Source organism: Microcystis sp. 49638_E5, from assembly GCF_021300285.1.
Lineage (GTDB): Bacteria > Cyanobacteriota > Cyanobacteriia > Cyanobacteriales > Microcystaceae > Microcystis > Microcystis aeruginosa_C.
This window is the reverse complement of the sequence record NZ_JAJTDH010000006.1, coordinates 1-592: the sequence shown is the minus strand read 5'-3', so window position 1 is coordinate 592 and position 592 is coordinate 1. Positions and strand designations below refer to the sequence as shown.

Genomic DNA, 592 nt, shown 5'->3' with positions numbered 1-592 from the left:
AGCATTGTTTTGGTCGTTGCACGGGGATTAGCTTTGTCGATGCCACCAAAATTCAGGTCTGCCATAATCGCCGCATCAGTAGTCATCGGGTGTTTGACAATTTAGCCGCACGGGGAAAAACCTCTGTGGACTGGTTTTTTGGCTTTAAACTGCATTTAGTGGTGAACGAGGAAGGAGAATTGCTCAACGTTCACCTTACCCCCGGCAATGTGGACGACCGCAAACCCGTGAACAAATTGCTACAATCCTTGTTTGGCAAAGTTTTTGCTGACCGAGGTTATGTCTCTCAATCCCTGGGGGAGGAACTGCTCAAAGATTTTGGTATTGAGTTTTTTGCTAAACCCAAGCGGAACATGAAAAATCGCTTAATCCGCCTTTATGACAAGCTTTTATCCCGTAAGCGTTCTATTGTCGAGACTATTATTGACCAACTCAAGAACATCTCTCAGATTGAACATTCCCGCCACCGCAGCCCTGTTAATTTTTGCGTTAATCTTCTCTGTGGTTTGATTGCTTACTGTCACCAGCCGAAAAAACCCTCCTTGAAGATGGAATGGGCTTTACCCCCCGCTGCTTAACCCGAACTGGGGTT

At 46.1% G+C, this 592-nt stretch carries 1 protein-coding gene; it reads left to right on the top strand.

The window, feature by feature from the left end; all coding sequences use genetic code 11:
* A partial coding sequence (locus LW728_RS02205; RefSeq protein WP_287764963.1) for an IS982 family transposase occupies positions 1 to 578 on the top strand: 578 nt, incomplete at its 5' end.
* Positions 579 to 592 lie beyond the last annotated feature (14 nt).